The sequence below is a fragment of the Gammaproteobacteria bacterium genome (assembly GCA_016712635.1).
GTDB lineage: Bacteria > Pseudomonadota > Gammaproteobacteria > SZUA-140 > SZUA-140 > JADJWH01.
The window spans coordinates 295,771-322,157 of record JADJQS010000002.1 but is presented as its reverse complement, the minus strand read 5'-3'; the positions used below and the strand labels follow the sequence as shown (position 1 = coordinate 322,157).

The following is a 26,387-nucleotide window of genomic DNA, read 5'->3' as shown; positions in this document are numbered from 1 at the left end:
GGCGGTCACGGGGACGGATTTAAAATCCGTCCCCGATGTGTTGAGCGATGCGCCGGTTGATCTCCGCGGCGATCACCGCGGCGTCGACCGGCCCGCCGGTATCGATCCCGATGGCGGCGTCGCGTTCGTCCGCCGTCAGCGCCTCCTGGTTTTCCAGTTGCCGTTCCAGCACTGCAAGCGTGGCCTCCGAGGCGTCGCGGCCCGCCTGCTCGCGTGCACTGACGCGTTTCCTCAGGCTCGCCTCGCTCGCCTGGAAATCGAGGATCATGAACGGGACCCGCAGTCGCGCGGCGAGCGTGCGGAACTGTTCGCGCTGCGCCTGTTTGAGGAAGGTCGCATCCACCAGCGCCGTGAAGCCGGCCTCGATGATCGCCGATGCGAGTCCGGCGAGGTGTTCATAGGTGCGCGCGCCGGCGTCGCGGCTGTAGAGGCCGGCGTCGAGTCCGGAGCGCGTGCGCGCCTCGGGCGCGTAGCCGAACAGGCGTTTGCGCTCGACGTCGGAGCGGACGCGGATCATGCCGCAAGGCGCGAGCAGGGCGGCGCTGTGCACGGTCTTGCCCGAGCCGGACAGGCCGCGGGTGATGACCAGCGCACGCGGCCGTGGACGGGTATAGTCCCGCGCCAGCCTGATGTAGGCGCGCAGGCCGTCCCAGGCGGCGGTCTCCGCCGCGCCGGTCTGGCCCAGCCGGATGCTCTCGACCTTGGCGCGCACCAGGGCGCGATAGACCTGGTAATAGCGCAGCAGCGCGAGGCCTGCATAATCGCCGCTGTGGTGCAGGTATTCGTTCAGGAAGCGCAGGCCGAGGTCGCTGCGCCCGTGCTGGTCCAGGTCCATGACAAGGAAGGCGATCTCGCTCATGACGTCGATCCAGCGCAGGCGGTCGTTGAACTCGAGGCAGTCGAACGCAAGCGGCTCGCCCTGATAGAGCGTGATGTTGCCGAGGTGGAGGTCGCCGTGGCATTCGCGGATGAAGCCCCCGGCCTTGCGCCGCTCCAGCAGCGGTCGCAGATGCGTGTGGATGCGCGTGCTCCAGTCGTGCAGTTCCCGCAGCATCCCGCTCTCCGCGGCAAGGGATGGCGGCAGGCGGATCTGCGCGAAATTCTCCTCCACCGGCGCGGCCACCGCCGCCGGCGAGCCGTAGGCGTCGTCCGCCTGCGCGCGCGCGATCCCGGCATGAAAGCGGGCGAGGCCGGCGGCGAACCCCGCGAGTTGCTCCGGCGTCAGACGGCCGGCGGCGAGCAGGCGGTCGAACTGGGCGGCGGGGTCGAACTGCACCATCTGCACGGCGTATTCGATCGGCGCGCCGGCGCCGCCCGGGCGGGGATGCTGGGCGGTCCCGGTGATTGGCAGCACCGCGCGATAGAGCGCGGGCGCCAGGCGCCGGTTCAGGCGCAGTTCCTCCTCGCAGTAGAAGCATCGTTGCTCCAGCGTGGAGAAGTCGAGGAAGCCGAGATTGACGGCCTTTTTGATCTTGTAGGCGTACGGGCCCGTGAGCAGGACCCACGAGATATGCGTCTCGATGACGCGGAAGCCCGCGACCGGGTGATCGTAGAGCGCCGGGTCCTGCAGCGCCTGTATCAGTGAGGGATCCTGCGCGTTCATGTCGCGTGGGCTCGTCGCGATCTCGACGGGGACAGATTATACAATCTGTCCCCGTGCTCGGTTTGTGCCGCCGTTTCGGGGACAGACTTGAAGTCTGTCCCCGATCATTCCGGCATTATAGCCTCCGCACGACATGCCGCATCCTTAATGCTAGAATCGCCCCAATAAATACCTGACCGGACTGCCGTGGAATTTTATTCCGTCGACAAACTCATCGCCGAGGCCCGCCGTATCGCCGCGGCCTATCGGCGCACCACCGGGCGGCCCCTCTCCGGGGTGAGCGCCGAGATCTGCCAGCACGACGCCGCGCGCCTGCTCGACCTTGAGCTCTGCCAGCCGCCGGTGAACGGCTACGACGCCGTCGGGCGCGGCACGCGCTCCGGCAAGCGCATCCAGATCAAGGGGCGCGCCATCTTCGACGAAGGCAAGGGCGGTCACCGCATCGGCCAGCTCAAGGTCGAGCAGGAATGGGACAGCGTCGTGCTGGTGCTGATGGACGAGAATTTCGAGCCTTTCGAGATCTACGAGGCGGAGCGCGCGGGCATCCTGGAAGACCTGGGCCGTTCCGAAAGCCGGCGCAGCAAGCGCGGCGCGATGTCCGTGGCCCGCTTCAAGAACCTCGGCCGCCTCGTCTGGGAGCGCGGGAGCGGGACGGTGGACGGCGAGGTGTGGGACAATCAGGCCGGCGCCTGATCCGTCCCGCGCGCCATGCCGGATTTCCTGCCGGGCCCCGCTGAGCTGCTCGGCCGCGACGGACCGCTGGCGCGCGGAATCCCCAACTTCGCACCGCGTGCGCAGCAGCAGGCCATGGCCGTGGCCGTGGCCGAGACCCTCGATGCCGGCGGCCTGCTGGTCGCCGAGGCCGGCACCGGCACCGGCAAGACCTTCGCCTACCTGGCGCCGGTGTTCCAGCGCGGCGGCAAGGTCATCATCTCGACCGGCACCAAGGCGCTGCAGGACCAGTTGTTCCAGCGCGACATCCCGGTGGTGAAGCGGGCGCTCGCGAGCCCGCTGCAAGTCGCCCTGCTGAAGGGACGCTCCAACTATCTGTGCCTGTACCGCCTCGATCTGGCCGGCCAGTCGCGCGAGGCCGCGGTCCCGCGCGCGGCGGTGCGCCTGCAGCAGGTGCGCGCCTGGTCCGGGCGCACGCGGAGCGGCGAGATCAGCGAGGTCGCCGAGATCCCGGGCAACGATCCGTTCTGGCATCAGGTCACGTCGAGCGCCGAGAACTGCCTCGGCCAGGACTGCCCGGCGTACGCGGACTGCCACGTGGTCAAGGCGCGCCGTGCGGCGCAGGAGGCCGACGTGGTGGTGATCAACCATCATCTGATGTTCTCCGACATCCTGCTGCGCCAGGAGGGATTCGGCGAGCTGCTGCCGCAGGCGCAGTCCTTCATCATCGATGAGGCGCACCAGCTGCCCGAGCTTGCCTCGCGCTTCTTCGGCACCGCGCTCGGCGGGCGCCAGCTCGGCGAACTGGCGCGCGATTCGCAGCGCGCCCTGTACGCGCTGAGCGCCGACATGCCGCAACTGGAGGCCGGCGCGCGCGCGCTCGAGCAGTGCGTCGAGGCGTTCCGCCTGGCGCTCGGCGAGGGCCAGCGCCAGGCGGCGTGGCCGGCGGCGTCCGTCCCGCCGTCGCTCGACGCCGCCCTGCATCGCCTGCAGGACGGCGTGCTCGCGCTGCTCAGAACAGCTCGAGGCGGCGGCCGGGCGCGACAAGGAGCTGGAGAACTGCTGGCGCCGCGCGCAGGTCCTGGGTTCGCGCCTGCGCCTGTTCGCCGGCGGCGCGGACGCGGAGGAGGAGGCGGGGCAGGCCGAGAGCATCACCTGGTTCGAGACCGGCGCACGCTCGTTCACCCTGCACGTCACCCCGATGGATTTCGCCGCCACCTTCCGCGCCAGCATCGACCAGTACCGCAGCGCCTGGGTATTCACCTCGGCGACACTCGCGGTCGGCGAGGATTTCAGCCATTTCAGCGCGCGCCTCGGCATCGACGACGCGCGCACCGCGCGCTGGGACAGCCCGTTCGATTACGCCGCCAACGCCCTGCTGTACCTGCCGCGCGAGCTGCCCGAGCCCGGCACGCCGCGCTACACCGCGGCCGTGGTCGAGGCCGCGCGACCGGTGCTCTCGGCGAGCGGCGGGCGCGCCTTCATCCTGTTCACCAGTCACCAGGCGCTGCAGGAGGCGGCGCGGCTGTTCGCGCGGATGGATGGCTTCGACTACCCGGTATTCGTGCAGGGCACGCTGCCGCACAATGAACTGCTCGAGCGCTTCCGCCGCGCCGGCAACGGCGTGCTGCTCGGCACCGGCAGCTTCTGGGAGGGCGTAGACGTGCGCGGTCCGGCGCTGTCCTGCGTGATCATCGACAAGCTGCCCTTCGCCCCGCCGGACGACCCGGTGTTCCAGGCGCGCGCCGCCCTGATGAAGGCGCGCGGCGGCAATCCCTTCCGCGATTACCAGCTGCCGGCGGCGGTGATCGCCCTGAAGCAGGGCGTAGGCCGGCTGATCCGCGACGTCGACGACCGCGGCGTGCTGATGCTGTGCGACCCGCGCCTGCTCACGAAATCCTATGGGCGCACCTTCCTGAACAATCTGCCGCCCATGCGCCGCACCCGGGAACCGGGGGATGTGGAGCGGTTCTACACGGACCAGCCGGGGCGGGAAGCGGCGGCCGGCGCCTTCAGCGCGCCTGCCTGACGGGTTAACCCGGAAATAATTCTTTCAGATCATTTCCGCGCTGTCGCAAATCCAGTAATCTGTTTGACAAGCCACGCCGGATTCGTGGCTGGAAATGCTTCAGGTCCGGAAACAATAATAATTTCGCGCTCCATCGTACCCTCGTCTTCATGAAACTGCTCGCCATCGATACCTCGACCATCGCCTGTTCCGCCGCGCTGTTCGATGGAAACGACCTGCACGAACGCTTCGAGATCGCCCCGCGCGAACATGCCGGGCTGCTGCTGCCGATGCTCGACACGCTGCTCGCCGAGGCCGGCTGGTCGCGGGAACAACTCGAGGTCATCGCCTTCGGGCGCGGCCCCGGCGCGTTCACCGGCCTGCGCATCGCCGCGGGCGTGGCGCAGGGCATCGCCTTCGGGCTCGATATCCCGGTGGTGCCGGTCTCCACGCTCGCCGCGCTCGCGCACGGCGCCGTGCGCGACGGCAAGGGCACGCGCATACTCGCCGCCATGGATGCGCGCATGCACGAGATCTACTGGGGCGTATACGAGCAGGAGGACGGCGGCGCGCTGGCGCTGCACGGTGCGGAGCGGGTCTGCGCGCCGATGGATGCCGAACTGCCCGCGGGCGCCGGCTGGTTCGGCGTCGGCGATGCCTGGGACGCCTACGGCGAGGTCATGCGCCTGCGCCTCGGTCCGCGCCTCGCCGGCTGGGACGCCGGGCGTTATCCCCGCGCCCGCGACATCGCCCTGCTGGCGGCGCCCATATATAAGGAGGGCGGCGGCCTGCCGCCCGAGCAGGCCCTGCCCGTCTACCTGCGCGATAACGTCGCCCAGCCCAGGCGGAAACCCGGCCCGGCGGAATAATCCCGCGCCCGGGCGCGTCCCCTGCGCGTTTGGCCGTCCCCGCGGGCTTGCCGCGCCGCGACCCGATGGGGGATCATACCTGTCTGATCGGGGGCGGACTTCAGTCCGTCCCCACCCCGTCGTCAGTTAACAAAAAGGTGAGCAACGATGAACAACTGCCTGTTCTGCAAGATGATCCGGGGCGAGATCCAGCCGAACAAGGTCTACGAGGACGATCGCGTGCTCGCCTTCCGCGACATCAACCCGCAGGCGCCGACCCACGTGCTGGTCATCCCGAAGGAACACATCGCCACCATCAATGACCTGCGCCCGGATCACGCTGCGCTGGTCGGCGAACTCTACCTCGCCGCGCAGGAAGTGGCGCGGCTCGAAGGCCTGACCGAATCCGGCTACCGCACCGTCATGAACTGCGGCCGCGACGCCGGCCAGGCCGTGTTCCACATCCACCTGCACGTGCTCGGCGGCCGGCCGCTGAGCTGGCCGCCGGGGTGATGCGCGACCGGACGGACGCTGCTGGAAATCAGCCGGATTCATTCGTCATGCCCGTGCAGGCGGGCATCCGGACGCGCGTTGATGTCACAGTGACCGCATCCCCGCCTGCGCGGGAAAGACGGAATCGTGATGGCGGTTCTCGGATCCTGTGCGGTCACACTAGCCCGGGAAGAAGCCGCCGGATAATCGCAGTCCTCGGGTCGAAGCGATCACCTTGCGCACCGTCAGGGCCGGAGCCAGCTGCTGCATGATCTTCTCCGCCGTCGCCCGGTAGGCGGTGAGCTTCCCCCCGTAGATCGTCAGCACGCGCGGCCGGTCCGCGCGGTCGGTATGCAGCACCGTGTCGCGCGGGCGTCTGAAGGCGGCGCCGTCGCGGGGCAGGACACGCAGGCCGGCGAAGGCGTCGAGCACGCGCGCCGGCGCGGATCGATAGCGCGGGAAGTAGTGTGCGAGGGTTTCCAGCAGATAATCCTGTTCCTGTGCAAGCGGCGCGACGGCGGAGGGATCGCCGGCGTAGGGTGTCTCGGTGGTGCCGAGCAGCAGCCCGCCCTGCCAGGGCATGGCGAACACGGCGCGGCCGTCGCGCGGGGCCTCCATGTAGTAGATGCCGCGGCGCAGCGCGCCGTCGATGAGGAGGTGTGCGCCCTGCACGAGCTCGATCGCGCGCGGCTCCATGCGCGGACGGATCTTCTCCAGCACCGCGTTGACCCAGGGGCCGGCGGCATTGATCAGCACGCGGGCCTCGCAGTTGTGTTCGCCGCCGGCATGGGTGTACGTGATCGCGCATCCTCGGTCCGATAACCCGGCGCCGGTGAAGGTGGCGGGCAGGATGAGCCGCGCGCCCAGCGACTGCGCCGAGGCCATCACCGCGCGGGTGAGCAGGCGGTCGTCGGTCTGCGCATCCCAGTACCGGAACACCTGCTGCAGGCCGCGCGTCTCCAGGCCATCGAGGTTTGACCACTCGCGGCGAGGCAGGCTGCGGAAGCGGTTCGCGGCACTGAACCCGCCGAGCGCGGCGTAGAGCGCGAGACCGATGCGCAACTGCGCCGGCCGCCTGCGTGTGTCGGCGTATACGGGGAGGTGGAACGGCTGCAGCCGGACGAGATCGGGCGCAAGCCTGAGCAGCAGCGCGCGCTCGCGCAGGCATTCGCGCACGAGGGCGAACTGGCCGGACTCGAGATAGCGCAGCCCGCCATGGATCAGCTTGCTCGAGCGGCTGGAGGTGCCGCTCGCGACGTCCGCCTGTTCCAGCACCAGCACGGACTGGCCGCGCGCGGCGGCGGCCTGCGCCACGCCGGCGCCGTGGATGCCGGCGCCGATCACGACGACATCATAATGGTCAGGGCTCATCGGCGATCGTGAGCGACCACGGCGGTCCCGTGAAGGCGTCGAGCGCCATGGTCTCGACCAGGGCCGCGCCGCGCCGCGCGAGGTCCAGCGCGAGCGCGGGATCGGTGACCTCGTAGAAGGCCCATTGCCACGGACCCGGCCACAGCGGCGTCGGGTGGTCCGGGAGCCTGGTGTGGTTGCAGAACAGGAAGTCGGGGGCGAGCGCCTCGGCGATGTTCCGTTGCACATCGTCCCAGGCGCCCACCACCCAGCCGATGCGCGGCGCGCCGGCGGCGCGCGCGCGCCTCAGCGCATGTTCGTCGAAGGAGATCAGGATGCAGCGATCGAGGCAGGGCGCGAGGACGTCGAGCACGCGCGCGATGACGGCATCGATGCCGAAGGCGTCCAGGCTTTCGCGCTTGAGCTCGACGAAGGCCCGCGCCGCGGGCCAGGCGCGCAGCAGTTCCGCGAACTCCGCCAGCGTCGGGATCATCGTAGCGCGGAAACGCGGACCCAGGCGCGCGGTCTCGCCGGCGCGCAAGCCCTGCAAGGCGGAAAACGCGGTCCCGGTGATGCGCCCGGCGGCGCCGGTGGTGCGCGACAGGTCGGCATCGTGGAACAGCACCGGCACGCCGTCGGCGGTGAGCTGCACGTCGATCTCCACACAGGATACCCCGGCGCGCAGCGCGGCCGCGACCGCCGGCAGCGTGTTCTCGGGATAGCGTCCGGCGTAACCGCGGTGTGCGACGAGGGTCGGCAGGCGCGCGTTCATGTCTTGAGCGCCTCGCGCAGGGCGGTGCGCCAGCGCAGATAACGTTCGTATAAGGCGGCATCGTCATGCAGTGGAAAGGTGTACGCCTCCGGCGCGGCATCTCCCCAGGCGGATGCGTCGCCGTGATCCCGGGTGGCTGCATGCAGCAGAAAGGCGAGGCCGCGCGCGGTCGTCTCGACGCGCCCGCCGCGCCGTACGGGCAGGCCGCTGAGGGAGGCGATGCGCCGGCACAGCCCGTCATAACGCGACAGGCCGCCGCCGATCTCGATGCGCGCGGCGGGCGGGGTCAGGCGGCCGATCTCCTCGATGTTCATCTGCAGCAGGAAGGCGATGCTCTCCGCGACGGCGACGGCCCGGGCGGCCGTCCCGCCTGCGCCGATGAAGCGGCTCTCGAAGTGCGGCTGCATGAACGGTGTGCCCAGCCCCGATACACCGTTGAGGAACAGCGGCGGCTGCATGTCCCCGCCCGCGTCAAGCCAGCGGTGCAGGGCGTTGACGATGCCAGAGGCGGGATGCTGCGCAGCCAGCCAGTCCAGGGCGCTGCCGGCGCCATTAACGGTCCCTTCGAGTGCGTAGGTGGTCGCATCGCGGTCCGCGAATATGACGCCGTGCAGCAGCCGGTGCGAGGCCGGGCGTTCCGCGCCGGTCGGACGCAGCACGAAGGCGCCGGTGCCGAGGGTGATGTAGAGGGTGTCGGCGGCGGGCGGGCCGTCGGCGCAGAGGGCGGCGTTCTGGTCGCCGGTGACGACGAGCAGCGGGACCGGGGCATCGTCCCGGTCGAGGGTGCCGAAGGCGTGCCGGTTTGGCGCGGGCTCCGGCAGCGGCGCGCGCGGCAGCTCAAACAGCCCGAGCATCGCCTCGGACCAGTCGGCGTGCGCGATATCCCACAGCAGGGTGCGCGCCGCGTTGACCGGGTCCGCGTACAGCGGGCGCTCGCGCGCCAGGTGGAACAGCAGGTAGCTCGCCATAGGTCCCCACGCCAGCCGGCCCGCGCCGAGCGCGGCCGCCACCGCAGGTATATGTTCCAGGCACCAGCGCAGCTTGCCCGCGCCGTAATGCGCCGACAGCAGAAGTCCGGTGATGCGGTGCGCCATGGCCGCGCGGTCGCGCAGCCGTTCCACCGTGCGTGCCGCGCGCCGGTCCTGCCAGCTGATCACCGGGGAGAGCGCCGCGCCTGTCTCGCGGTCCCAGCACACCACGTTCGAACGCTGCGTCGCGAGGCCCGCTGCACACAGGCGGCGGCGCGCACTGCCGAGGTCCGCGAGCGCGGCATCGACCGCGGCGGAGACCGAGTCGAGCAGCTCCACCGCGTCGTATTCCATGCGGCCGTCGGCATGGATCCGCAGCCGCGCCTCGCGGTGCGCCGCGGCGACCGTGTTGCCGCGGCTGTCGAAGACCAGCGCGCGGCTCGCGTGGCCGCCCTGGTCAATGCAGAGATACAGCGCGTCCGGGGCGGATCTGCGGGGATGAGGCATGGCAGCGGGCGGTGCGGTGCGGGCGTGCCGTTGGGACGCCCGGAGATGATGGGGATGCGCGCCGGATAGACATCGCACCCATCTTACTGCAGCACCCTGCCGGCCGCATCCGGATTTTTTTCCGGGCGCGGCAAGGCGGTGCGGGCGGCGGTGTATACTGCTCGGCGACCGGCAGTGCAGGCGGGGCTGATCGATGGCGGGGTCGGGACAGGAATGGAGGCATATTACATCAGAATCTTTCGCGGTCTGTTCGTGCTCGTGTTCGCGGCAGTGGCATACCTGTCATTGGTGCAGATGCCGGAGACGGGCCTGCAGCAGGTGTCGGACAAGGTGCATCACGCCTTCGCGTTCTACGTCCTCGCCCTGCTGCTCGATTTCGCCCAGCCGCGCAGCGAGTTCGGCCCGGGCAAGTTCAGCCTCCTGATGGCGTACGGCGTGGCCATCGAGTGCGCACAGTATTTCCTGCCCTGGCGCGAGTTCTCGCTGCTCGACATGGTGGCCGATGCCGTCGGCCTGCTGCTGTACGTCGCCGCCGTCCCGCTCCTGAAGCGGGTGCCGGTGCTGCGGAACAGGTGGCGTTAGGGGACGGACTTCAGTCCGTCCCCATCCAGATACAGGGACAGATTGAAAATCTGTCCCTGTTCATGTCTGTCCGTCCCCGCCCAGCTGCAGGGACAGATTTTTAATCTGTCCCTGTTCATGCCCGTCCGTCCCCATCCAGCCGCAGGGACAGATTGAAAATCTGTCCCTGGTCATAATTCAAGCCAAAATCTGTCCCCGTACATTAACAACCCGAAACGGATTTCAAATCCTCCCTCGTACAATTTATACTCGCCGCAGCGATCAACTGCCGTGCGCGGCGCCGCGCCGTATCATTGGGGTGTCTCATGGAATCCATCATTATCAAGCTCGTCGTGATCTCGCTGCTGGTGGGCGTGCTCGTCTTCATCGCCCTCGGGGACCGGCGCATCCGCAAGGAACGTGAACGGGAAGAACGGGAGAGAGTGGCGAACGGGAATTCCGAGTAGCCTTCCGCTACTCCTGTTCATTGCCGCTGTCAAGCAATAGCATGGCCGCGTCGTGCGCGAGGATCGCGCTGACCCAAATGTCGTAACCCGGTGGTATAATTTGCCGTGTCATACGGGCGAGATCCTGCGCCCGATCCGAAGCAGGCAGAGAGAAGTCCACCACGGCGATGACGATACGGACGGCGCACGGGCTGCAGAGCCTGATGCCGATTTACGAAGGCAATTATCGAAGCCTTGCGCAGCTGGTTCCCGGCCTGCGTTCGATGCAGTATCCCGCCACCTTCATCCTGAGCGATCTGCCCCGCATCCGCATGAGCGTGGTGGAATGCTGCAAGTATACTGCGCTGCTCGCGTTCACCCATTCGCTGATGCCCGACGCGCAGCGGGTGCCCGATCTGGCGCTGAAGGTGCGCATGTGCCACGACGCGCGCGTCGCCGAGGTGATCGGGTATCAGGGGCGGTCCCGCTTCGCGGCGGTCTATGCCTATCCCAACAGGGACATGCACGGGATGTTCGAAAAGCGCCAGGTCAACCTGTTCCTGGGCGAGTGGCTACGCTTCTGCCGCTGCAGCGATCCGCTGCCGGTGGCCGCCGCCGGCGCAGGGCTGAGTCCGTTCCCTGATGAAACATAAAGGCAGGGGACAGACTTAAGTCTGTCCCCATCCGATTGATCCTCTGTCGGGACCTTGATCTGACAGGCGGCTTCAGGAGTGCCCTTTAACTCTCCGGCGTCCATGGTTTTTCCCCGAAACCCGAGCGACGCTGGCGCGCGCAGCACCGCGCGTGCGCGTGGACACGCGAAAGCGTCCTGGGTTAGAATCGCTACGCTTTGAAATCTGGTTCAATTCCGGTTATTTGAAAACGGGAGGGGTGAGGCCGCTTCTCCCGTTTTGCGTATCTGTAAGGAGGGGTTCTGCTTTGCATCAACCGGCCCTGTTAGCGCTTGCGGACGGTAATCTGTTTCGGGGTGTATCTATCGGTGTCTCGGGACAGACGGTCGGTGAGGTGGTGTTCAACACCGCCATGACGGGGTATCAGGAGATCCTGACCGACCCGTCATACAGCCGCCAGATCATCACCTTCACCTATCCCCACATCGGCAATACCGGCACCAATCCCGACGACGAGGAATCGACCCGCGTCTACGCGAGCGGCATGGTCGTGCGCGAGCCCTCGCCCATCGCGAGCAGCTGGCGCGCGCGCGAGCGGCTGGAAGACTACCTGCGCCGCCACGAAGTGGTCGCCATAGCCGACATCGATACCCGGCGCCTGACCCGGATCCTGCGCGAGAGCGGGGCGCAGAGCGGCTGCATCATGGCCGGCGAGCATGTCGACGAGCACGCCGCCGTCGAGGCCGCGCGCGCCTTTCCGGGCCTGAACGGCATGGACCTCGCGCGCGTGGTATCGACCGAGATCCGCTACGAATGGGCGCAGGGCAGCTGGACGCTGGAGCCCGCCGCCGCTTCCACCGCCGGTCGCGCGCAGCCCTACCACGTGGTGGCCTACGATTATGGTGTCAAGCGCAACATCCTGTGCCTGCTGGTCGATCGCGGCTGCCGCGTGACCGTGGTCCCGGCGCAGACCCCGGTGGAGGAGGTGCTGGCACTGAAGCCGCACGGCGTATTCCTGTCCAACGGCCCCGGTGATCCCGCGGCCTGCGGCTATGCCGTCGAGGCGATCCGCGTGCTGCTGCAGCGGCGCATTCCGCTGTTCGGCATCTGTCTCGGGCACCAGCTGCTCGGGCTGGCGAGCGGGGCGCGCACGATCAAGATGAAGTTCGGCCACCACGGCGCGAACCACCCGGTGCTGGACCTCGACAGCAAACGCGTGATGATCACCAGCCAGAACCACGGCTTCGCGGTCGACGAGGCGACGCTGCCCCCGACCCTGCGCGTCACGCACCGTTCGCTGTTCGACGGCTCCAACCAGGGCATCCACTGCACCGACCGCCCGGCGTTCGGATTCCAGGGCCACCCCGAGGCGAGCCCCGGCCCGCACGATGCGGCGCCGCTGTTCGACCATTTCATCGCGCTGATGCAGCAGCACGGCCGATAAAGCGCAACTGAAAGCACATGCCGAAACGTACCGACATAAAAAGCGTTCTGATCATAGGTGCCGGGCCGATCGTGATCGGGCAGGCGTGCGAGTTCGACTACTCCGGCGCGCAGGCGTGCAAGGCGCTGCGGGAGGAGGGTTACCGCGTCATCCTGGTCAACTCCAACCCGGCGACCATCATGACCGATCCCGGCATGGCCGACGCCACCTACATCGAGCCGATCAAGTGGCAGACCGTGGCCAAGATCATCGAGAAGGAGCGCCCGGACGCGCTGCTGCCCACCATGGGCGGCCAGACCGCGCTGAACTGTTCGCTCGACCTGGTGCGGGAGGGCGTGCTCGAGCGTTTCGGCGTGGAGATGATCGGTGCCTCGCGCGACGCCATCGACACCGCGGAGGACCGCGACCTGTTCCGCAAGGCGATGGCCGAGATCGGGCTCGCCTGCCCGCGCGCCGCCGTCGCCCACAGCATGGAGGAGGCGCTGCAGGTGCAGGCGCCGATCGGCTATCCCACCATCATCCGGCCGTCGTTCACGATGGGCGGCAGCGGCGGCGGCATCGCCTACAACCGCGAGGAATTCGTCGAGATCTGCGAGCGCGGCTTCGATCTCTCGCCGACCCGCGAGCTGCTGATCGAGGAGTCCGTGCTCGGCTGGAAGGAATTCGAGATGGAGGTCGTGCGCGACCGCCATGACAACTGCATCATCGTCTGCTCGATCGAGAACCTCGACCCGATGGGCGTGCACACCGGGGACTCCATCACGGTCGCGCCGGCGCAGACGCTGACCGACAAGGAATACCAGCTGCTGCGCAACGCCTCCATCGCGGTGCTGCGCAAGATCGGCGTCGACACCGGCGGCTCGAACGTGCAGTTCGCCATCAGCCCGGAGGACGGCCGCTGCCTGGTGATCGAGATGAACCCGCGCGTGTCGCGCTCCTCCGCGCTGGCCTCCAAGGCGACCGGCTTCCCGATCGCCAAGGTGGCGGCCAAGCTCGCCGTCGGTTACACGCTGGACGAGCTGCGCAACGAGATCACCGGCGGGGCGAGCCCGGCCTCGTTCGAGCCGTCGATCGACTACGTGGTGACCAAGGTGCCGCGCTTCGCCTTCGAGAAGTTCCCGCAGGCCAAGCCCGTGCTCACCACGCAGATGAAGTCGGTGGGCGAGGTCATGGCGATGGGGCGCAATTTCCAGGAATCGCTGCAGAAGGCGCTGCGCGGACTGGAGACCGGCATCGACGGGCTCGACGAGATCATCGACCCCGCCGCGGCGGACGTCGAGGCGGTCATCGTGCACCAGCTGCGCACGCCGGGGCCGGACCGCATCCGCTACGTCGCCGACGCCTTCCGCAGCGGCATGGCGATCGAGCGCGTGCATGAACTCTCCCGCATCGATCCCTGGTTCCTGGTGCAGCTCAAGGAACTGGTCGATCTCGAGGCGGGCGTGCGCGGACGCGCGCCGGCCGCGCTCGATGCCGCCGCCCTGCGCGCGCTCAAGCGCAAGGGCTTTTCCGACCGCCGCCTGGCGCGCCTGCTCGGCGTGGGCGAGGACGAACTGCGCGCGCAGCGCCACCGCCTCGGCGTGCGCCCGGTGTACAAGCGCGTGGATACCTGCGCGGCGGAGTTCGCCACCTCGACGGCCTACCTCTATTCGTCCTACGACGAGGAATGCGAAGCCGCGCCGACCGGGCGCAGGAAGATCATGGTGCTCGGCGGCGGGCCCAACCGCATCGGCCAGGGCATCGAGTTCGACTACTGCTGCGTGCACGCCGCACTCGCCCTGCGCGAGGACGGCTACGAGACCATCATGGTCAACTGCAACCCGGAGACGGTCTCGACCGACTACGACACCTCCGACCGCCTGTACTTCGAGCCGCTGACGCTGGAAGACGTGCTGGAGATCATCGAGGTCGAGAAGCCGTGGGGCATCATCGTCCAGTACGGCGGACAGACGCCGCTCAAGCTGGCGCGCGCGCTGGAGGCGGCCGGCGCGCCCATCATCGGCACCTCGCCCGACGCGATCGACCTCGCCGAGGACCGCGAGCGCTTCCAGCAGCTGATCGAGCGCCTCGGCCTGCGCCAGCCGCCCAACCGCACCGCGCGCACCGTCGAGGCGGCGCTGGTTGCGGCGGCCGAGATCGGTTATCCGCTGGTGGTGCGTCCGTCCTACGTGCTCGGCGGCCGCGCGATGGAGATCGTCTACAACGAGGAGGACCTGGCGCGCTACATGCGCACCGCGGTGTCGGTGTCGAACGAGTCTCCGGTGCTGCTCGACCGCTTCCTCGACGATGCCATCGAAGTCGATGTCGATGCGGTGAGCGACGGCACCGACGTGGTGATCGGCGGCATCATGGAGCACATCGAGCAGGCCGGCGTGCACTCGGGCGACTCCGCCTGCTGCCTGCCGCCGTTCAGCCTGCCGCGCAGCCTGCAGGACGAGATGCGGCGCCAGGCTGAAGTGCTCGCGCGCAACCTGGGCGTGGTCGGCCTGATGAATATCCAGTTCGCCATCAAGGGGACCGACATCTACGTGCTGGAGGTCAATCCGCGCGCCTCGCGCACCATCCCCTTCGTCTCCAAGGCCTGCGGTGTCTCGCTCGCGAAGGTGGGCGCGCGCTGCATGGCCGGCGCGAGCCTGCGCAGCCAGGGCGTCACACGCGAGATCATACCGTCGTTCTATTCGGTCAAGGAGGCGGTGTTTCCGTTCGCCAAGTTCCAGGGCGTGGATCCGATCCTGGGGCCCGAGATGAAGTCCACCGGCGAGGTGATGGGCATCGGACGCAGCTTTGCTGAGGCCTTCGCCAAGTCGCAGGTGGCGGCCGGTATCGATCTGCCGACGGGCGGGCGCGCCTTCATCAGCGTGCGCGACGCGGACAAGGCGCGCGCCGTCGAGGTGGCGCGCGAGCTGGTGGCGCAGGGATTCGAACTGCTGGCGACGGGCGGTACGGCGAAAACCCTTGAAACCGCGGGGGTGCCCTGTGCTAAAGTGATGAAGGTCGGCGAGGGACGTCCCCACATCGTCGACATGATCAAGAACGACGAGATCAGTCTGATCATCAACACCACGGAAGGCAAGCAGGCGATCGCGGACTCTTACGAGATTAGGCGGGCGGCGCTGCATCACAAAGTCACCTACACCACCACCATCGCCGGGGCGCGCGCGACCAGCATGGCGCTCAGGCAGTCGGGTGATTTCACGGTAAACGCCTTGCAGCAGCTGACGGAGCGGAATTCGTATGAACAAGGTACCGATGACGGTTCAGGGCGCCGAACGCCTGCGCCTGGAACTGCATGAACTCAAGACCGTCAAGCGCCCGCGCGTGATCCAGGCCATCGCCGAGGCGCGCGCCCACGGCGACCTGCGCGAGAACGCCGAGTACCACGCCGCCAAGGAACAGCAGTCCTTCATCGAGGGACGCATATCCGAGCTGGAGGAAAAGCTCGGCAACGCGGAGATCATCGATGTCCTCAGGCTCAACGCCGGCGGCAAGATCGTGTTCGGCGCGACCGTCGACCTGATCGACGAGGCCTCGGGCGAGGAGGCGACCTACCAGATCGTCGGCAACGACGAGGCGGATATCAAGGAAGGGCGCATCTCGCTCAGCTCCCCCATTGCCCGCGCACTGATCGGCAAGGAGGAAGGCGACCTCGCCACGGTCCATGCGCCGGGCGGCGTGAAGAAATACGAGATTGTGGCCGTCCGCTACGTCTGAGACGGGAGGCCGCGGCCGGCCGGCGTCAGTCCGGCAGGGCGATCTGCGGCTTTGTGGCCGGACGGTACAGGACGGCGATATGCCCGATGCTCTGCACCCACGCACAGCCGGTCGCACGGCAGATCTCCTCCGTCATCGCCTGCCGGTTCTCCCGGTCGGGGGCGTTGAGCCTGACCTTCACCAGTTCATGATGACCGAGCGCCAGCTCGATCTCGCTGACGACGGCGGGCGTCAGCCCGCGCTGCCCCGTGCTCACCACGGGCTTGCGCGCGTGGGCGAGCCCGCGGAGATAGCTCCTCTGTCTGGCGCTGATTTCCATGGTGCGGCGCATTGTAATGGCAATCCGCCGCGATCGTAAGGGCTGTATATGAAAAAGACCCCCAGCAGCCGGCGCTGGCTGCAGGAACACCACAGCGACGCCTTCGTGCTCCAGGCCAAAAAGGAGGGCTACCGTTCGCGCGCCGCCTACAAGCTGCTGGAGATCGACAAGCGCGACCGCCTGTTCCGCCCCGGCATGGTGGTGCTGGACCTGGGTGCGGCGCCTGGCGGCTGGTCCCAGATCGCCGCGCGCCGCGTCGGCGCCAAGGGGCGCGTGATCGCACTCGACCGCCTGGACATGCCGCCGCTGCCCGGGGTGGAGTTCCACCTGGGTGACATCGACGATGAGGAATGCATGGATAAGGTGTTGAAAACACTGGGCGGCCGCGGCGTGGACCTTGTAATATCCGACATGGCGCCCAATATCAGCGGGGTGGATGCGATCGACCAGCCGCGTTCCCTCCATCTGGCGGAACTGGCCCTGGACGTGGCGCGTAAAGTTCTCGAACCGGGAGGCGATATGCTGATCAAGCTGTTCCATGGATCAGGTCTGGACGCCTATATTAAGGAGCTGCGCCGGTCGTTTCGCAAGGTGATCCATCGCAAACCCCAGGCCTCGCGCGCGCGGTCCCGCGAGGTGTACGTCCTGGGGCGGGACTTCCACCGCGAGTGACACGCCGCATGGTTGGTTAATGCGGGCAAAGCAAGTAAGATGGAAAAGGCGGGCATACAGGTACAGTGCAACGTTAGCCGGGGAGATGCAGGACATTGAGTGACATGGCGAAAAATATCATCCTGTGGGTCGTGATCGCGGTCGTGCTGATCTCGGTGTTCAACAACTTCAGCCCGCCGCAGGTCTCCTCGCAGCAGCTTCCTTATTCGGAATTCATCCAGCGCGTCGAGAACGGCGAGATCAAGGAAGTCGTTATCGACGACCGCACCATCCACGGCTCGACCCAGACCGGCGAGAAGTTCTCCACCTACAGCCCGGGCGATCCCGGCCTGGTGGGCGACCTGCTCGACAACAAGGTGCTGATCCAGGCGCGGCCGCGCGAGCAGCAGAGCGTCCTGATGCAGATCTTCATCTCCTGGTTCCCGATGCTGCTGCTCATCGGCGTGTGGATCTTTTTCATGCGCCAGATGCAGGGCGGCGGTGGTGGGCGCGGGGCGATGTCCTTCGGCCGCAGCCGCGCGCGCATGCTCGGCGAGGATCAGGTCAAGATCACCTTCGCCGACGTGGCCGGGGTCGAGGAGGCCAAGGAGGAGGTGGTCGAGCTGGTCGAGTTCCTGCGCGACCCCAGCAAGTTCCAGAAGCTCGGCGGCAAGATCCCGCGCGGCGTGCTGATGGTCGGCTCACCCGGCACCGGCAAGACCCTGCTCGCCAAGGCGATCGCCGGCGAGGCCAAGGTGCCGTTCTTCACCATTTCCGGTTCCGACTTCGTCGAGATGTTCGTCGGCGTCGGCGCCGCGCGTGTGCGCGACATGTTCGAGCAGGCCAAGAAGCACGCGCCCTGCATCATCTTCATCGACGAGATCGACGCCGTCGGGCGTCACCGCGGGGCCGGTCTCGGCGGCGGCCATGACGAGCGCGAGCAGACCCTCAACCAGCTGCTGGTGGAGATGGACGGTTTCGAAGGCAACGAGGGCGTCATCGTCATCGCCGCGACCAACCGCCCCGACGTGCTCGACCCGGCGCTGCTGCGCCCGGGCCGCTTCGACCGCCAGGTGGTGGTCCCGCTGCCGGACATCCGCGGCCGCGAGCAGATCCTCAAGGTGCACATGCGCAAGGTGCCGATCAGCGAAGACGTCGAGCCGGCGATCATCGCGCGCGGTACGCCGGGATTCTCCGGCGCCGACCTCGCCAACCTGGTGAACGAGGCCGCGCTGTTCGCCGCCCGCGGCAACAAGCGCACGGTCGAAATGGGCGACTTCGAAAAGGCCAAGGACAAGGTCATGATGGGCGCCGAGCGCCGCTCCATGGTGATGAGCGACGAGGAAAAGCGCCTGACGGCCTATCACGAGTCCGGGCATGCCATCGTCGGCCGGATGGTGCCGGCGCACGATCCGGTGCACAAGGTGACCATCATTCCGCGCGGCCGCGCCCTCGGCCTGACCATGTTCCTGCCCGAGGGGGATCGCTACAGTTACAGCAGACAGCGCCTCGAGAGCCAGATATCGACCATGTTCGGCGGCCGCATCGCCGAGGAGCTGGTGTTCGGGCCGGATGCCGTGACCACCGGAGCCTCCAACGACATCCAGCGCGCCACCGAGATCGCCCGCAACATGGTGACCAAGTGGGGCCTGTCCGAAAAGCTCGGGCCGCTCACCTACAGCGAGGAGGAGGGCGAGGTGTTCCTCGGCCACTCCGTGACGCAGCACAAGAACGTATCGGATGAGACCGCGCACGTGATCGACAAGGAAATCCGGGCCTTTATCGACCGCAACTACGAACGCGCGCGCAAGATCCTGACCGACAACATCGACAAGCTGCACACGATGGCGGAGGCGCTCATCAAGTTCGAGACCATCGACAGCCATCAGATAGACGACATCATGCAGGGCAAGGAGCCGCGGCCGCCCCGCGACTGGGGCCACTATGAGGGTCCCAAGGCCGGCTCCGGCATGGGTGGCGAGAAGCCGGGCGAGAAGGACAAGCCGGCGGCCGACGGCACCATCGGCGGACCGGCGGGACAGCACTGATCCCCGGCTTCCGGCGCGACCACCGCGGGCGCAGCGCGGCATGCAGGCCACGACGATACACCCCGCCAGACAGCCGGCGGGCGGGCGTACGCTTCAATGCGGCGACCGTTCGCTGGATCTGACCCGTCCCCAGGTCATGGGCATCCTCAACGTCACCCCCGACTCATTCTGGGACGGGGGTGATTTTTTTTCGCCGCAAACCGCGGTGGCGCGCGCACTGCGCATGACTGGGGAGGGCGCCGCGATCATCGATGTCGGCGGCGAGTCGACCCGCCCCGGCGCGGGCGCGGTGGCGGAGGCGGAGGAAATTGAGCGCATTATTCCCGTCATCCGGGAGATCCGCGCCGCCGTGCCGGCAGCGGTGATATCCGTCGACACCAGCAAGCCCGCCGTGATGCGCGCGGCGGTCGCCGCCGGCGCCGGGCTGATCAACGACGTGCGCGCGCTGCGGGAACCGGGCGCGCTGGAGGCGGCGCGCGAGCTGGGCGTGCCGGTCTGCCTGATGCACATGCAGGGCGAGCCGCGCACCATGCAGCAGGCGCCGCATTATGACGACGTGGTGCGCGAGGTCATGGAGTTCCTTTCCGCGCGCATCGAGGCCTGCCTGCGCGCCGGCATCCCGCGCGCGCGCCTGCTGGTCGATCCTGGCTTCGGCTTCGGCAAGACCGCGACACACAACCTGGAGCTGCTGCGCCGGCTCGACCGGTTCCGCGAGCTGGACTGCCCGCTGCTGGTCGGGCTTTCGCGCAAGTCGCTGATCGGCACGGTGCTCGGGCATCCGGTGGAGGGGCGCCTTTATGGTAGTATTGCCCTGGCCACGCTGGCGGTGTGGCAGGGGGCGTCGATCGTGCGTGCGCACGACGTCGCCGCCACCGTGGACGCGGCGCGGTTGTGCGGCGCGGTGATGGAAAGTATCTGATGGGGACGGATTTGAAATCCGTCCCCTACCACCGCAGGAGGGGACAGATTTCACAATCTGTCCCCGGATTATATGGGGACAGATTACAAATCCGTCCTCGGAGTGCAGCGATTTGATTGAGGAGGCGGAGGACGGATTTTAAATCTGTCCCCTATAATGAACAGCCGGCGCTATTTCGGAACCGACGGTATCCGCGGACGGGTGGGCAGGGAGCCGATCACCGCGGAATTCGTGCTCAAGCTGGGCTGGGCCGTCGGCCGCGTGCTGGCGCCGCGCCAGCACGGCAAGGTGCTGGTCGGCAAGGACACGCGCATCTCGGGCTACATGTTCGAGTCGGCCCTGCAGGCCGGCCTGTCCGCCGCGGGTGTCGACATCCTGCTGCTCGGTCCGATGCCCACTCCGGCAATCGCCTACCTGACGCGCACGCTGCACGCACAGGCCGGCATCGTGATCAGCGCGTCGCATAATCCCTATTACGATAACGGCATCAAGTTCTTCTCCGCGCGCGGCCACAAGCTGCCGGACGAGACCGAGGCGGCGATCGAGGCGATGCTGGAAGAGCCCATGGTCACGCGCGAGTCAGCCGAACTCGGCAAGGCCGAGCGGGTGGTGGACGCGGCGGGGCGCTACATCGAATTCTGCAAGAGCACGATTGCCTCCGGGCTCGAGCTGCGCGGCCTGAAGATCGTGGTCGACTGCGCGCACGGCGCCACCTATCACGTCGCGCCGAGCGTGTTCAGCGAACTCGGGGCCGAGGTGGTCAGGATCGGCGTCGCGCCCAACGGCCTCAACATCAACGACAAGTGTGGCGCGACCCAGCCGCAGCACATCCAGGCCGCCGTACTCGAGCACAAGGCCGACCTCGGCATCGCGCTCGACGGCGACGGTGACCGCGTCATCATGGTCGATCACCGCGGCGAGGCGGTGGACGGCGACGAACTGCTGTACATAATCACGCGCGCGCGCCTCAAGGCCGGGCACGAACTCGGCACGGTGGTGGGCACCGTGATGAGCAACCTCGGGCTGGAGCACGCGCTGGCGGAGCTGGGGGTGTCTCTCAAGCGGGCGCAGGTCGGTGACCGCTACGTGATGGACCTGCTGCTGCAGGGTGGCTGGTCGCTGGGCGGAGAATCCTCCGGCCACATCATCTGCCTCGACCGCACCACCACCGGAGACGGCATCGTCGCCGCGCTGCAGGTGCTCGAATTCATGGTGCGCTCCGGCTGCACCCTGCACGAGCTCAAGGCCGGAATGGCCAAATACCCGCAGCACATGATCAACGTCCCGATAGAGAAGGGCTTCAGCCACACGCGTTCGCCGGCCGTCACCGCCGCTGTCGCCGAGGCGGAGTCCGCCCTTGGCAGCGAGGGCCGCCTGCTGCTGCGTCCCTCGGGCACCGAGCCGGTGCTGCGCGTGATGGTGGAAGGGATTGATCCCCAGCAGGTCAAGGCCATCGCGCAGCGTCTCGCGGCCGTCATCGGCGAGGAGCAGGCGCGCCAGTCCGGCGGCCGCACCGGCAACGCCTGAGCATTCCCCGCATCCCGCGCGTATCCGCTGCGCCGCCGAATTGATTTATTCCGGCGGTGGCGGTAAGCTTCAGCGTTTTCCGCGACACCACAAGGGTTTTTCGAGGATGCGCCGACCTCTGGTTGCAGGCAACTGGAAGATGAACGGTACTCGTGCGGGCATCAGCGGCCTGCTCGAGGCGGTGCGCGCGGGCGCCGCGCGGACCCCGGGAGTGGACATCGCCGTGTGTCCGCCCTTCGTGTACCTGGCGGAGGTCGAGTCCGCGCTCGCGGGCGGAGCGGTCGCCTGGGGCGGCCAGAACCTGTGTCAGGAGTCCGCGGCGGGCGCCTTCACCGGCGAGATCTCCGGCGCCATGCTGCGCGACTTCGGTTGCCGTTATGTCATCATCGGGCATTCCGAGCGGCGCACCCTGTACGGCGAGGGCGACGCCCTGGTGGCGCGCAAATTCGCCGCCGCGACTGCGGCGGGACTGGTTCCGATCCTGTGTGTCGGGGAACTGCTGGAGGAGCGCGAGAACGGCACGACGGAGGCGGTGATCGCACGCCAGCTTGACGCCGTCCTCGATGCGGTGGACGCGCCGGCCGCGCTCGAGCGGGCCGTCGTCGCCTACGAACCGGTATGGGCCATCGGCACCGGACGCACGGCATCGCCGGCGCAGGCGCAGGAGGTGCACGATTTCATCCGCCGGCGCATCGCCCGGCGGAACAAGGATGCGGCGGCCGCGCTGCGCATCCTGTACGGCGGCAGCGTCAAGGGATCGAATGCCGCCGAGCTGTTCGCCATGGAAGACATCGACGGCGGCCTGATCGGCGGCGCCTCGCTGAAGGCGGAAGATTTTCTGGAGATCTGCCGGGCGGCGCAGGCCGCCTGAGATTCCGGCGCTGTCGCGCGTCATTGCTAACAGGTAAATGAAATGTTGCCGTTCCTGATCGTGTTGCATATCCTGATCTCCGTTGTGCTGGTCGGCCTCGTGCTGATCCAGCGCGGCCGCGGCGCCGATATCGGGGCGGCCTTCGGCAGCGGCGCCTCGCAGACGGTGTTCGGCGCGCGTGGTTCCGCGTCCTTCCTCACGCGTGCGACCGCGGTGCTGGCGGCGCTGTTTTTCATCTCCAGTCTCGCGCTCGCCTATGTCTACAGCCAGCGCACCGAACGCGGAAGCGTCACGGATCTGTCGGCGCCGGCGCCCGGACAGGAGCTTCCCGCCGGACCCGCAGACCTGCCGCCGCTGCCGGACGAGCCTCCCTCCGCGCAGGAAGATTCCCCCGGGCAAGCCGGGCAGCAGTAAAGCGTCGGGCTCCGCCACGGAGTCCGCCACGCGCCGCGGTGCGGCGCGCGAGTAAATTGCCGATGTGGTGAAATTGGTAGACACGCCGTCTTGAGGGGGCGGTGGCGCAAGCCGTGCCGGTTCGAGTCCGGCCATCGGCACCATCTGCGGGGGCATCGCGCCCCTGTTCAGCATGAAGTCTAAATACCTTCTATTTGCCTGTTTATCCAAATAATTCCAGGCTGTTTCCGGCTTGACACCGCGCGAAGCGCTGGCCTAGACTGAACAGCTCGTGGCCGTAAAGATCGCGGCCAAACATAATAAAAAGCAGTTCAGTCCATTTGCAGGGGGGAGTCTTCTTCGAGAGGTGAGCCGTGCTACGGTGCGCCTCGGCGCAAGACCATCCGGGCCTTAACAATCCGACTGTAACCATGCTGGAAAATTATCTGCCAATACTGGTTTTTCTCGTCCTCGGGCTGTTCTTCGGAATCGCGCCCCTGGTCGCGGGTTTCGTGCTGGCGCCGCACCGCCCCGACAGCGAGAAGCTGTCACCCTACGAGTGCGGCTTCGAGGCGTTCGAGGACTCGCGCATGAAGTTCGACGTGCGTTACTACCTCGTCGCCATCCTGTTCATCATCTTCGACCTCGAGATCGCCTTCCTGTTTCCCTGGGCCGTGGTGCTCGAGGAGATCGGCATGTTCGGCTTCATCTCGATGGTGGTGTTCCTCGCCATTCTCGTCGTCGGCTTCATCTACGAGTGGAAGAAGGGTGCGCTGGAATGGGAATAGAGGGCGTTTTCAACGAAGGAGTGCTCACCACCACGGCCGACAAGCTGATCAACTGGGCGCGCACCGGTTCGCTGTGGCCGATGACCTTCGGGCTCGCCTGCTGCGCGGTGGAGATGATGCATGCCGGCGCCGCGCGCTACGACCTCGACCGCTTCGGCGTGGTGTTCCGGCCCAGCCCGCGCCAGTCCGACGTGATGATCGTCGCCGGCACCCTGGTCAACAAGATGGCTCCCGCGCTGCGCAAGGTCTATGACCAGATGAGCGAGCCGCGCTGGGTGATCTCGATGGGTTCATGTGCCAACGGAGGCGGGTATTATCACTATTCCTATTCCGTGGTGCGCGGCTGCGACCGAATCGTGCCGGTCGACATCTACGTGCCGGGCTGTCCGCCGACCGCCGAAGCGCTGCTGTACGGCATCATCCAGTTGCAGAACAAGATCAAGCGCACCAACACCATCGCCCGCTGACACGCCATGGCCGATTCCCTGCAGACATTGAGCGAACGCGTGCGGCAGCGGTTTGGCGGCGCGATTGATTCCTGCGTCCTCGCGCTCGGCGAGCTTACCGTCGAAGTCGCGCCCGCGCAGCTGTTCGAGACCTGCCGCGCGCTGCACGACGAGCCCGAGTTCGCCTTCAGGCAGCTCATCGACCTGTGTGGCGTGGATTATCTGGATTACGGCGACGGCACCCGCGGCGGCCCGCGCTATGCCGCGGTCTACCACCTGCTGTCGATCGACCATAACCGGCGCATCCGCCTGCGCGCCTGGCTCGATGATGACTACCCGCGCGTGGATTCGGTGATCGGCGTGTGGGCTGCGGCGAACTGGTACGAGCGCGAGGCCTTCGACCTGTTCGGCATCCTGTTCGACGGGCATCCCGACCTGCGCCGCATCCTCACCGATTACGGCTTCATCGGTCATCCGTTCCGCAAGGATTTCCCGCTCTCGGGCAATGTCGAGATGCGTTACGACCCGGAAAAGCGCCGCGTGATCTACGAGCCGGTGAGCATCGAGCCGCGCGTCAACATCCCCAAGGTGATCCGGCACGATCACCGCTACCTGGTCAGGAACGGAACGGGACGCGAGAATGGCTGAGATCCGCAACTACACCATGAACTTCGGCCCGCAGCATCCGTCCGCGCACGGCGTGCTGCGGCTGGTGCTCGAGCTCGACGGCGAGGTGATCGAGCGCGCCGATCCGCACATCGGCCTGCTGCACCGCGCCACCGAGAAGCTGGCCGAAAGCAAGCCCTACAACCAGAGCATCGGCTACATGGACCGGCTCGATTACGTGTCCATGATGTGCAACGAGCACGGCTATGTGCTGGCGATCGAGAAGCTGCTCGGCGTCGAGCCGCCGCTGCGCGCGCAGTATATCCGCGTCATGTATGCCGAGGTCACGCGCATCCTGAATCACCTGCTGTGGGTCGGCGCGCACGCGCTCGACATCGGTGCGATGACGGTGTTCCTGTACGCCTTCCGCGAGCGCGAGGACCTGCTCGACTGCTACGAGGCGGTATCCGGCGCGCGCATGCATGCGACCTACCTGCGTCCCGGCGGCGTCTACCGCGACCTGCCGCCGACCATGCCGCAGTACCGCGAATCGCAGTGGCACAACGCGAAGGAGACCACCGCGCGCAACCGTGACCGCCAGGGGTCCCTGCTGGATTTCCTGCAGGCCTTCACCGAGCGTTTCCCCGGCTACATCGACGAATACGAAACCCTGCTGACCGACAACCGCATCTGGAAGCAGCGCACCGTCGGCATCGGCGTGGTGAGCCCGGAGCGGGCGCTCCAGCTCGGCTTCACCGGCCCCATGCTGCGCGGTTCCGGCGTCGAGTGGGACCTGCGCAAGAAGCAGCCGTACGAGGTGTACGACCGTCTCGACTTCGACGTGCCGGTGGGCGTGGCCGGCGACTGCTATGACCGCTACCTGGTGCGCATCGAGGAGATGCGGCAGTCCAACCGCATCGTCCGCCAGTGCATCGACTGGCTGCGCGCCAACCCCGGCCCGGTGATGGCCGACGACCACAAGGTGACGCCGCCGCAGCGCACCGACATGAAGGGCGACATGGAGGCGCTGATCCACCATTTCAAACTGTTCACCGAGGGTTACTGCGTGCCGGCGGGCGAGGCCTACGCGGCGGTCGAGCATCCCAAGGGCGAGTTCGGCGTGTACATCGTCTCCGACGGTTCCAACAAGCCCTATCGGCTCAAGATCCGCGCGCCCGGTTTCGCCCACATCGCCGCACTCGACGAGATGGTGCGCGGCCACATGATCGCCGACGTGGTGGCGATCATCGGCACCCAGGACATCGTATTCGGGGAGGTCGATCGCTGATGAGCGGCAGGGAAGGCACACATGACCTGATATCCGCGCACGCCCGCGGCGAGATCGACGCCTGGATCGCCAAGTACCCGGCCGAACGCAAGCGCTCGGCGCTGCTGCCCGCGCTCAGCATCGTGCAGGAGGAGAACGGCGGCTGGCTCAGTACCGGGCTGATGGACGCGGTGGCGGAGTACCTGGAGCTGCCGCCGATCGCGGTGTACGAGGTGGCGAGCTTCTACAGCATGTACGAGCGGGAGCCGGTCGGCCGCCACATGGTCTCGGTGTGCAATAATATCTCGTGCATGCTGGGCGGCGCCGACGATATCCTCCGGCACATCGAGCGCAAGTACGGCGTCAAGGTGGGCGGCACCTCGGCGGACGGCAGGTTCACGCTCAAGCGCGAGGAGGAGTGCCTGGCCGCTTGCTGCGGGGCGCCGATGATGGCGGTCGACGGGCATTATCACGAGAACCTGACGCCGGAGCAGGTCGACGCGGTACTGGGCTCGTTGAAGTGACGCGGCAGGGAGAG

The 26,387-nt window shown here is 67.4% G+C and carries 25 protein-coding genes, 1 tRNA gene and 1 pseudogene; 22 read left to right on the top strand and 5 right to left on the bottom strand.

All coding sequences use genetic code 11. From position 1 onward, the window contains the following. Positions 1 to 19 precede the first annotated feature (19 nt). The gene (locus IPK65_04700; protein MBK8162453.1) at positions 20 to 1,603 is read right to left on the bottom strand and encodes an AAA family ATPase; all 1,584 of its coding nucleotides are present in this window, start codon (positions 1,601 to 1,603) and stop codon (positions 20 to 22) included. Between the two features lie 186 nt (positions 1,604 to 1,789). On the opposite strand from IPK65_04700, the gene IPK65_04695 reads away from it, so the two are divergent. The 4 genes and pseudogenes from IPK65_04695 to IPK65_04680 all read left to right on the top strand — a co-directional run bounded on the left by IPK65_04695 (position 1,790) and on the right by IPK65_04680 (position 5,644). Further along, a complete protein-coding gene (locus tag IPK65_04695) occupies positions 1,790 to 2,296 on the top strand; it encodes a hypothetical protein (GenBank protein ID MBK8162452.1) in 507 nt (168 codons plus the stop codon). A gap of 15 nt (positions 2,297 to 2,311) precedes the next feature. Then, positions 2,312 to 4,304: pseudogene (locus IPK65_04690) on the top strand (ATP-dependent DNA helicase). 149 nt (positions 4,305 to 4,453) lie between these two features. Then, the gene (gene tsaB / locus IPK65_04685) at positions 4,454 to 5,152 is read left to right on the top strand and encodes a tRNA (adenosine(37)-N6)-threonylcarbamoyltransferase complex dimerization subunit type 1 TsaB (protein MBK8162451.1); all 699 of its coding nucleotides are present in this window, start codon (positions 4,454 to 4,456) and stop codon (positions 5,150 to 5,152) included. Positions 5,153 to 5,299: 147 nt separating this feature from the next. Further along, positions 5,300 to 5,644, top strand: coding sequence for a histidine triad nucleotide-binding protein (locus IPK65_04680; GenBank protein ID MBK8162450.1), 345 nt, complete (start codon positions 5,300 to 5,302; stop codon positions 5,642 to 5,644). A 159-nt stretch (positions 5,645 to 5,803) separates the two neighbouring features. Here IPK65_04680 and IPK65_04675 read toward each other — a convergent pair whose 3' ends face one another. Genes IPK65_04675 through IPK65_04665 form a run of 3 tightly spaced genes read right to left on the bottom strand, consistent with a single transcriptional unit; the run spans position 5,804 to position 9,220 of the window. Beyond that, on the bottom strand, positions 5,804 to 6,994 hold the full coding sequence (locus IPK65_04675) for an FAD-dependent oxidoreductase (protein MBK8162449.1): 1,191 nt from the start codon (positions 6,992 to 6,994) through the stop codon (positions 5,804 to 5,806). Continuing rightward, complete coding sequence (locus IPK65_04670; GenBank protein MBK8162448.1) at positions 6,984 to 7,745, bottom strand: glycerophosphodiester phosphodiesterase; 762 nt, start codon at positions 7,743 to 7,745, stop codon at positions 6,984 to 6,986. Before IPK65_04670 ends, IPK65_04675 begins: the two co-directional genes overlap by 11 nt. Beyond that, entirely contained in the window at positions 7,742 to 9,220 is a 1,479-nt protein-coding gene (locus IPK65_04665; protein ID MBK8162447.1) for a hypothetical protein, read from the bottom strand. The genes IPK65_04670 and IPK65_04665 overlap by 4 nt, the downstream gene beginning before the upstream one ends. Before the next feature lie 294 nt (positions 9,221 to 9,514). Here IPK65_04665 and vanZ point away from each other — a divergent pair, with 294 nt between their 5' ends. The 6 genes from vanZ (at position 9,515) to greA (ending at position 16,014) form a co-directional block, all read left to right on the top strand. After that, a complete protein-coding gene (gene vanZ / locus IPK65_04660) occupies positions 9,515 to 9,802 on the top strand; it encodes a VanZ family protein (GenBank protein ID MBK8162446.1) in 288 nt (95 codons plus the stop codon). Between the two features lie 305 nt (positions 9,803 to 10,107). Next, positions 10,108 to 10,248 carry a hypothetical protein gene (locus tag IPK65_04655; GenBank protein MBK8162445.1) on the top strand — a complete coding sequence of 47 codons (141 nt, stop codon included), beginning with the start codon at positions 10,108 to 10,110 and terminating at the stop codon, positions 10,246 to 10,248. Positions 10,249 to 10,415: 167 nt separating this feature from the next. Then, positions 10,416 to 10,880, top strand: coding sequence for a DUF1249 domain-containing protein (locus IPK65_04650; GenBank protein MBK8162444.1), 465 nt, complete (start codon positions 10,416 to 10,418; stop codon positions 10,878 to 10,880). Positions 10,881 to 11,166: 286 nt separating this feature from the next. Next, a complete protein-coding gene (carA, locus tag IPK65_04645) occupies positions 11,167 to 12,303 on the top strand; it encodes a glutamine-hydrolyzing carbamoyl-phosphate synthase small subunit (protein ID MBK8162443.1) in 1,137 nt (378 codons plus the stop codon). A gap of 17 nt (positions 12,304 to 12,320) precedes the next feature. Beyond that, positions 12,321 to 15,596 (top strand): carbamoyl-phosphate synthase large subunit, encoded by a 3,276-nt coding sequence (gene carB, locus IPK65_04640; protein ID MBK8162442.1) that lies wholly within the window; start codon positions 12,321 to 12,323, stop codon positions 15,594 to 15,596. After that, positions 15,538 to 16,014, top strand: coding sequence for a transcription elongation factor GreA (gene greA / locus IPK65_04635; protein ID MBK8162441.1), 477 nt, complete (start codon positions 15,538 to 15,540; stop codon positions 16,012 to 16,014). The genes carB and greA overlap by 59 nt, the downstream gene beginning before the upstream one ends. A 25-nt stretch (positions 16,015 to 16,039) precedes the next feature. On the opposite strand, the gene IPK65_04630 is transcribed toward greA, so the two are convergent. After that, on the bottom strand, positions 16,040 to 16,333 hold the full coding sequence (locus IPK65_04630; protein MBK8162440.1) for a YhbY family RNA-binding protein: 294 nt from the start codon (positions 16,331 to 16,333) through the stop codon (positions 16,040 to 16,042). A 48-nt stretch (positions 16,334 to 16,381) separates the two neighbouring features. On the opposite strand from IPK65_04630, the gene IPK65_04625 reads away from it, so the two are divergent. The 12 genes from IPK65_04625 to IPK65_04570 all read left to right on the top strand — a co-directional run bounded on the left by IPK65_04625 (position 16,382) and on the right by IPK65_04570 (position 26,373). Continuing rightward, positions 16,382 to 17,005: a 23S rRNA methyltransferase gene (locus IPK65_04625; GenBank protein MBK8162439.1), complete on the top strand. Its 624-nt coding sequence runs from the start codon at positions 16,382 to 16,384 to the stop codon at positions 17,003 to 17,005. Between the two features lie 104 nt (positions 17,006 to 17,109). Beyond that, positions 17,110 to 19,032 carry an ATP-dependent zinc metalloprotease FtsH gene (gene ftsH / locus IPK65_04620; GenBank protein ID MBK8162438.1) on the top strand — a complete coding sequence of 641 codons (1,923 nt, stop codon included), beginning with the start codon at positions 17,110 to 17,112 and terminating at the stop codon, positions 19,030 to 19,032. A gap of 136 nt (positions 19,033 to 19,168) precedes the next feature. After that, a complete protein-coding gene (gene folP, locus IPK65_04615; GenBank protein MBK8162437.1) occupies positions 19,169 to 19,951 on the top strand; it encodes a dihydropteroate synthase in 783 nt (260 codons plus the stop codon). A gap of 156 nt (positions 19,952 to 20,107) precedes the next feature. After that, on the top strand, positions 20,108 to 21,478 hold the full coding sequence (gene glmM, locus IPK65_04610) for a phosphoglucosamine mutase (GenBank protein ID MBK8162436.1): 1,371 nt from the start codon (positions 20,108 to 20,110) through the stop codon (positions 21,476 to 21,478). Between the two features lie 106 nt (positions 21,479 to 21,584). Next, entirely contained in the window at positions 21,585 to 22,349 is a 765-nt protein-coding gene (locus IPK65_04605; protein ID MBK8162435.1) for a triose-phosphate isomerase, read from the top strand. Between the two features lie 42 nt (positions 22,350 to 22,391). Continuing rightward, positions 22,392 to 22,763 carry a preprotein translocase subunit SecG gene (secG, locus tag IPK65_04600; protein MBK8162434.1) on the top strand — a complete coding sequence of 124 codons (372 nt, stop codon included), beginning with the start codon at positions 22,392 to 22,394 and terminating at the stop codon, positions 22,761 to 22,763. Between the two features lie 58 nt (positions 22,764 to 22,821). Further along, positions 22,822 to 22,906, top strand: a tRNA-Leu gene (locus IPK65_04595). 267 nt (positions 22,907 to 23,173) lie between these two features. Beyond that, the gene (locus IPK65_04590) at positions 23,174 to 23,530 is read left to right on the top strand and encodes an NADH-quinone oxidoreductase subunit A (protein MBK8162433.1); all 357 of its coding nucleotides are present in this window, start codon (positions 23,174 to 23,176) and stop codon (positions 23,528 to 23,530) included. Then, complete coding sequence (locus IPK65_04585) at positions 23,521 to 23,997, top strand: NADH-quinone oxidoreductase subunit B (GenBank protein MBK8162432.1); 477 nt, start codon at positions 23,521 to 23,523, stop codon at positions 23,995 to 23,997. Before IPK65_04590 ends, IPK65_04585 begins: the two co-directional genes overlap by 10 nt. Positions 23,998 to 24,003: 6 nt before the next feature. Further along, entirely contained in the window at positions 24,004 to 24,624 is a 621-nt protein-coding gene (locus IPK65_04580) for an NADH-quinone oxidoreductase subunit C (protein ID MBK8162431.1), read from the top strand. Then, positions 24,617 to 25,870, top strand: a complete 1,254-nt coding sequence (locus tag IPK65_04575; GenBank protein ID MBK8162430.1) for an NADH-quinone oxidoreductase subunit D — start codon at positions 24,617 to 24,619, stop codon at positions 25,868 to 25,870. Before IPK65_04580 ends, IPK65_04575 begins: the two co-directional genes overlap by 8 nt. Next, positions 25,870 to 26,373 carry an NAD(P)H-dependent oxidoreductase subunit E gene (locus IPK65_04570; protein ID MBK8162429.1) on the top strand — a complete coding sequence of 168 codons (504 nt, stop codon included), beginning with the start codon at positions 25,870 to 25,872 and terminating at the stop codon, positions 26,371 to 26,373. The genes IPK65_04575 and IPK65_04570 overlap by 1 nt, the downstream gene beginning before the upstream one ends. Positions 26,374 to 26,387: the final 14 nt, after the last annotated feature.